Origin of the sequence: Belliella buryatensis (assembly GCF_900188245.1) — a bacterium.
GTDB classification, from domain to species: domain Bacteria; phylum Bacteroidota; class Bacteroidia; order Cytophagales; family Cyclobacteriaceae; genus Belliella; species Belliella buryatensis.
Map to the genome: position 1 here is coordinate 1 of NZ_FZOK01000052.1, position 1,007 is coordinate 1,007.

At 44.8% G+C, this 1,007-nt stretch carries 1 protein-coding gene; it reads right to left on the minus strand.

The window, feature by feature from the left end; translation table 11 throughout:
• Positions 1-1,007: DUF7507 domain-containing protein (locus tag CHB66_RS16775; RefSeq protein ID WP_141107423.1), on the minus strand; the 1,007-nt coding region annotated here is incomplete at both ends.

Sequence of the window (1,007 nt, forward strand, 5' to 3'; positions counted from 1 at the left end):
ACATCTGTCAAGGTTGTGTTACCTGTGTTCGTTACCGTCAAGGTGTACACTACTTCCTCACCAGCCACTGTCACTACTGACTTATCTGCTGATTTAGCTAAGCTGATTGCTGAGTTCTGATCAACGTCTACTGTTACCGTTGTATCGTCTTCTGGCATATCTCCATTTGGATCTTCACCTGTTGTGCTCGCTACGTTCACGATAGAACCGTTGTCAATGTCAGACTGTGTTACTGTGTATGTATAGTCTCTGCTTACTGACTGACCTGGAAGTAGGGTGCCTACATTCTCAGATACTTCTAGCATTTCGTCAACTAGCATTACATCTGTCAAGGTTGTGTTGCCTGTGTTCGTTACTGTCAACGTGTAAACTACTTCCTCACCAGCCACTGTCACTACTGACTTGTCTGCTGATTTAGCTAAGCTGATCGCTGAGTTCTGATCAACGTCTACTGTTACCGTTGCATCGTCTTCTGGCATATCTCCGTTAGGATCTTCACCTGTTGTGCTCGCTACGTTCACGATAGAACCGTTGTCTATATCAGACTGTGTTACTGTGTATGTATAGTCTCTGCTTACTGACTGACCTGGAAGTAGGGTGCCTACATTCTCAGATACTTCTAGCATTTCGTCAACTAGCATTACATCTGTCAAGGTTGTGTTACCTGTGTTCGTTACCGTCAAGGTGTAAACTACTTCCTCACCAGCCATTGTCACTACTGACTTATCTGCTGATTTAGCTAAGCTGATCGCTGAGTTCTGATCAACGTCTACTGTTACCGTTGCATCGTCTTCTGGCATATCTCCGTTTGGATCTTCACCTGTTGTGCTCGCTACGTTCACGATAGAACCGTTGTCAATGTCAGACTGTGTTACTGTGTATGTATAGTCTCTGCTTGCTGACTGACCTGGAAGTAGGGTGCCTACATTCTCAGATACTTCTAGCATTTCGTCAACTAGCATTACATCTGTCAAGGTCGTGTTACCTGTGTTCGTTACCGTCAAGGT